The sequence below is a fragment of the Metabacillus niabensis genome (assembly GCF_902829255.1).
GTDB classification, from domain to species: domain Bacteria; phylum Bacillota; class Bacilli; order Bacillales; family Bacillaceae; genus Metabacillus; species Metabacillus niabensis.
Genome location: NZ_CADEPK010000380.1, coordinates 1 through 5981, shown reverse-complemented (window position 1 = coordinate 5981; position 5981 = coordinate 1). Strand labels below are relative to the sequence as shown.

The 5981-nt window shown below is 35.0% G+C and carries 5 protein-coding genes; all 5 read left to right on the top strand.

The genetic code is table 11. The features are described from left to right. A partial coding sequence (locus HU235_RS22110) for a YesL family protein (RefSeq protein ID WP_174881612.1) occupies positions 1-547 on the top strand: 547 nt, incomplete at its 5' end. Between the two features lie 92 nt (positions 548-639). Then, the gene (locus tag HU235_RS22105) at positions 640-1950 is read left to right on the top strand and encodes an ABC transporter substrate-binding protein (RefSeq protein WP_174881611.1); all 1311 of its coding nucleotides are present in this window, start codon (positions 640-642) and stop codon (positions 1948-1950) included. 29 nt (positions 1951-1979) lie between these two features. Then, entirely contained in the window at positions 1980-3014 is a 1035-nt protein-coding gene (locus HU235_RS22100; protein ID WP_174881610.1) for a glycoside hydrolase family 88/105 protein, read from the top strand. 35 nt (positions 3015-3049) lie between these two features. Beyond that, positions 3050-3730: a rhamnogalacturonan acetylesterase gene (locus tag HU235_RS22095; RefSeq protein ID WP_174881609.1), complete on the top strand. Its 681-nt coding sequence runs from the start codon at positions 3050-3052 to the stop codon at positions 3728-3730. A 106-nt stretch (positions 3731-3836) separates the two neighbouring features. After that, on the top strand, positions 3837-5828 hold the full coding sequence (locus HU235_RS22090; protein WP_174881608.1) for a beta-galactosidase: 1992 nt from the start codon (positions 3837-3839) through the stop codon (positions 5826-5828). The last annotated feature ends 153 nt before the right edge of the window (positions 5829-5981 follow it).

Here is a 5981-nt window from a genome sequence, read left to right as displayed (position 1 = left end):
CGCCTGTGGACTTGTCATCTTTGGGTTTTTCCCTTCCACAGTTGCAATGTTTACGGTTGTTCGTAAATGGGCATTAGGTGATTTACATGTCCCAATTTTTAAAACCTTTTGGGATTCTTATAAAAAAGAATTCATGAAAAGTAATATTCTTGGGGTTTTAATTGGCTTGATTAGTTTCGTATTATGTTTCGATTACCTTTACTTAAGGCAGGCATCAGATGAAATTTATCAGTTATTCTCAGTTCCTTTACTGATTGTGATTATTCTCTTTATTTGTATGCTACTTTATATTTTCCCTATGTATGTCCATTATGAAATGAAAGCAGTCCAAATAATAAAAAACTCATTTTTCGTTATGATTATGAATCCGATTTCTACTTTTATCATGTTAATAGGTACGCTTGGTTTAATATTCTTACTGACTTTTGCACCGCCTCTAACTATCGTTATTAGTGGTAATGTTATCGCATTAGCGATCGTAAAACCAGCAATCAACAGTTTCAATAAAATAAATAGGAAGTATAAATTGATGCAACAACAGGCGTAAGTAAAATAGATTTATAAACTTTCTTATTGAAATATCAATAATATGACACTTGTGTTCTTTTCTTGTTTAATTTAGCTTAAAAACAAGGGGGAATGGAAGTGAAGAAATTTTTTCTAATACTCTTAGTTTATGTACTACTATCTACTACTACTTCCTGTAGTTTTAATAACCAATCTACATTAAATTACGATAAGAATGCAGAGGATAAAATTACAATTAGAGTTGCTTGGTGGGGAACTCAACCAAGGAACGAATATACAACTAAGATCATTGAACTTTATGAACAAAGGAATCCAAATGTGAATATCGAATCTGAGTTTGAGGATTGGGATAATTATTGGAACATGCTGGAACCAATGGCGGCTGCAAACCAGCTTCCGGACGTCATTCAAATGGATATTGCCTTTTTAGCTCAATACGGTGAAAAGGGATTGCTGGAGGATTTAACCTATTATATAGAAAATGACATCATTGATAGTTCAAATATTCAACAAAGTGTATTAAATAGTGGCAAAATATCAGATGAATTGTATGGGTTTACAATTGGTATTAATGCCCTATCAGTTATATCAAATGATGAGCTATTAGAAAAAGCACAGGTGGAAATTGATGATCGAAATTGGACTTGGGAGGACATGGTTCAAATTGCTATGAAAATAAAAATGAAGGCTGGTGTGTATGGATCAAATGGAATGAATCCACCAGACATTTTTTTCCCTTATTATTTACGGACAAAAGGGGAGCAATTTTATAAGGAAGATGGCACAGGCTTAGCCTATACAAATGATCAATTATTTGTTGATTACTTTAAATTACAATTAAGATTAATAGAAGAAGGAGCTTTTCCAACTCCTGATATCGGAATGACTGTAAGAGGAATTGAAGAGGATTTTATTGTAAAAGGAACCTCAGCTATAACTTGGAATTATTCGAATCAATTACTTGCTTTTGATCAAATAACAGATTCACCTCTATCACTTCATTTACCGCCAGAAAATGACCGACAAAAAGCACTATTTTTAAAACCGAGCATGATGTTATCAATTCCAAAGACTTCAAAGGTAAAAGTGGAAGCTGCAAAGTTTATCGATTTTCTCGTAAATAATATTGAGGCAAATAAAATGATGAATGGCGAGCGAGGGATCCCTGTATCATCAAAGGTTGTAGAGGCGATTAAACCTGAGCTTTCAAAAAGTGAATTAAAAATTATGGAATATGTCGAAGAAACGACAAAATTGACTGATGATTTTTATTCACCAGATCCAATTGGTAGTGCAGAAGTAATGGAGGTCCTCACAGATATTTCTGACCAAATCTTGCTGAAAAAAATAACACCTGAAGAGGGAGCAAAGAGTTTTCGAAAAAAGGCAGAAGAAATTCTAAAATTGAACAATAAATCATAATGGAGAATGAGCAAATGGAGGAATTAATAATGGCAAAACTAGAATTCGATGAGATGTTAATTGAGGAAATAATCGATAAAGTTGTTAAACGTACTTTTCAAATGGATTTTAGTTGGGATTGGCCAGGTGGTGTCGCTTTTTATGGAGTTGCCGAAGCATATGAAGCGACTGGCAAACAAGAATATATTGATTTATTACAGGAATGGGTCGATGAATGGCTTGAAGATGGGTTACCAAAGCTATCAATTAATGGGGTATCTATCGGCCACACATTGATAACGTTATATCAAGTAACAGAGGATGAGAAATATTTAAATGTAATTAAAGACATGGCAGAATATTTAAAAAATGATGCGCCGCGTTTTGCAGATGGTATTTTTCAGCATACTGTTAATTCTGTGAAGGATGTATTTCCTGAGCAAGCATGGGTAGACACGATGATGATGGCAGGTTTGTTTTTAGTCAGAGTTGGAAAATTATTAAACCGTGAAGATTATTTTGAAGATGGCTTAAAGCAATACCATGGTCATGAAGGCTTCCTACAGGATCCTGTGACAAATTTATATTATCACGGCTGGGACAATATTGCGAAAAATCATATGTCCTCAATTTATTGGGCCCGTGGAAATGGCTGGGCAGCCTTAACAATGGCTAAAGCGTTGGAATTAGTCGAAGTTCAGCATCCTTCATATATGATTATTGATTGTTCATTAAGAGATCAATTAAGTGCTTTAGTGAGATTGCAGGATGAATCTGGATTATGGCATACAATAGTTAATGATCCATCTTCATACCTAGAGGTTTCGGGATCATCTGCTATTGCTGCAGCACTAATTACGAGAGGTACTCTTTATAATAAGTACATTCAAAAATCAATCGCTGGAATTTTACAAGAAATTGAAGAAGATGGTAAAGTGTCCAAAGTATCTGCTGGTACAGCAGTTATGAATGACGCTGATGGATATAAAAATGTACCTTACAAGCGTATACAAGGTTGGGGACAAGGATTAACACTTGTATTTTTAGCGGAATTATTAAAATCTAGCAAGCAAATCTATCGTTAATTTCTCGAATGAAGGCTTTTATTTGGAGGGACATAATGGTTCAATCTAGTACAATATCAATCTATTTAGCAGGTGATTCAACAGTTGCTAACTGTCCGGAGCATGAGGCGCCAATGGCAGGCTGGGGTCAAGTGTTTCAATCTTTTTTTAACGATCATGTCGTTGTGCATAATGAAGCAATGGGAGGAAGAAGTTCAAATAGCTTTATTGAAGAAGGAAGACTTAAATCAATTCTTGAACGCATCCAAGAGGGAGATTATTTATTTATTCAATTCGGACATAATGATCAAAAATCATATGGAACGGAACCATTTACAACCTATCAAATAAGCTTACAGAAATATATAAATGGAGCGAGAGAAAAGAACGCAATTCCGATACTACTTACCTCTGTGCATCGAAGAAAATTTAATGAGCTTGGTGAAATTGAAAATACTTTAGGTGAATATCCAAACGCCATGATTGATTTGGCTAAAAAGCTAGATGTACCTTTAATTGACCTATGGAAAAAAACGAAACTACTTTATGAAACACTTGGAGTTGAAAAATCAAAGGAGCTTTTTACCATTTTTCCGCCGAATGTGGAGCCAAACTATCCCGAGGGAATTGAAGATAATACGCATTTCTCGATAAACGGTGCAACGAAGGTCGCACAACTAGTTATCGAAGGAATAAGTGAATTAAAGATTCCTCTTTGTAAATATGTCGTTCAATAACCACGGTAGCGTGGTTATTCCTTTTTATCTCATTTCATTAGCAAATTATCTAATGTTGTTGTGTGATAAATATAAGTAAGGGTGTTTTAAAAAAGGAGGGAAAATAATGACTAAAAGGTTATATCACGGTGCCGCTTATTATCCAGAGCTTTGGGACGAAGAAGTCATTGAGCAAGATATAAAATTAATGAAAGAAGCAGGAATTAATGTTGTAAGAATGGGAGAGTTTGCCTGGTCATCTATTGAAAAGGAAGAAGGTCATATTGATGTAAGTTTTTTTGTCGAAATAATAAATCGACTTTATCATCATGGGATTGAAACGATTTTTTGTACGCCGACTGCTACTCCGCCAATTTGGCTATCTTATCAACACCCTGAAAGAATGTATGTAGACAATGAAGGGAGAGTTATGGGACATGGCTCAAGACAGCATGTTTGTACAAACAATCCTTATTTTCGTGAAAAGGCATCAATAATAACCGATCAATTAGCAACACAATTAGGAAACCTTGATGGTGTAATTGGTTGGCAAATTGATAATGAGTTTAAGTGTCATGTTGGTGAATGTATGTGTAATACATGTAAAACCCTTTGGCATCAATGGTTGGAACATCGTTATCAGACAATCGAGCAATTAAATAATGCATGGGGAACCCATATTTGGAGCCAATATTATCATAGCTTTGAGCAAATTCCGCAACCAGGTGCAACACCTTTTTTACATAACTCGTCTTTACAAACGATGTATCAATTATTTTCGTATGAAAAAATTGCGGAGTTTTCAGATGAACAGGCTTCTATTATTCGCAAGCATTCGACAGCACCGATCACACATAATGGTGGAACGTTTTTTCATGTTAATAATGAGAGATTATATGAATCTTTAGATTTTGCTTCCTTTGATACGTATGCTGATTATAAAAATTATTCAGCTTATTTATTTAATTGTGATCTCTGGAGAAATTTTAAGTCTAGCAGGAATTATTGGGTTATGGAAACAAGTACTTCTTATAGTGCTTCACTTGAGAGTTATGCCATTCCACATCCAAATGATTACTTAAAGGCAGAAGCTGTTGCTTCATATGCTCTTGGTGGTGAAGGCTTTTGTTATTGGCTTTGGCGCCAACAAAGAACAGGCTGTGAACAGCCTCATGGCTCAGTAATTAGCGCTTGGGGTAAACCGACAATTGGCTTTGAAAATGTAAAAAAAGTAGAAAAGGCAAGGAAAGAAATAGAAGATTCAATAATAACAACAACACCTATGCAAGCGGAAATTGCGATAACCTATTCAGATAATGCGAGAGCTTTTATGAAAACAGAACCACACCAAAACTTAAATTATCGAAATTTAATCATCGATTTCTACAAAAATATATTGCAGCTCGGCTATCATCGAGATTTAATTCCAGAAGGAGCAACTTTAAAAGGATACAAAGTACTTTTTACTCCGTTTATTCCATATTTATCAGATGAATATCTAGCTAAAGCTGAAGCATTTGCTAAAAACGGCGGTATCTGGATAGTAGGTCCTCTGACAGGTGGAAGAACAGAGCATCATACCATTCATACAAATGCTGCATTAGGAAAGCTTGACGAGCTTGCAGGAGTAGAAACCCTTTATTCTTATCCATTCGATGGTACTGGTTCAGTTGGAGAATTTAAGGGAGTGAAAGCTCCATTAAGTTTATGGAGCTCACTATTTCACCCTATTGATGCAAAGGTGATGGGAACACTTACAGAAGGTATTTCCATTGGAATGGCATTTATAACTGAACGTAATATAGGAAATGGAAAAATCGTTATGCTTGGCTCTTTTCCTACTGGAGATGAAGGTGAGCTTTTACTAAAAACAATTATTAACCATTATGCTAATGAACAAGGTGTTACGGTGAAGGCTCAAGTTACTGAAGGGACAATTATTGTGCCGAGACAAGGAAACGGATATTTACTTTGGGTTATCGTAAATATGGATGGAAAGGGTGGAAAGGTGCAACTACCTTATAATGGAACAAATGTCCTGACAGAAAAGACCGTTGAAAAAGGAGAGCATTTTATTAATGGCTATGACTATCAAATAGTGAAATTTGGTCAGGATTAATGAGCAAGGGTAGGAGCAAATATGTTCCTACCCTTGCTGTTTTTTCTTTCAAAAGGGGAATAGGTTTAATTGAGTATGATCACTTTTGTATACATTTACCATTTTTAAAAAATAGATGATAAAATAAAAAATTAGCAATTGATCCCATTATGT

Bases quoted from the DNA above. Each gene is read 5' to 3' on its own strand.
- HU235_RS22105 (WP_174881611.1), top strand. From the start codon at position 640: ATGGAAGTGAAGAAATTTTTTCTAATACTCTTAGTTTATGTACTACTA.
- HU235_RS22100 (WP_174881610.1), top strand. From the start codon at position 1,980: ATGGCAAAACTAGAATTCGATGAGATGTTAATTGAGGAAATAATCGAT.
- HU235_RS22095 (WP_174881609.1), top strand. From the start codon at position 3,050: ATGGTTCAATCTAGTACAATATCAATCTATTTAGCAGGTGATTCAACA.
- HU235_RS22090 (WP_174881608.1), top strand. From the start codon at position 3,837: ATGACTAAAAGGTTATATCACGGTGCCGCTTATTATCCAGAGCTTTGG.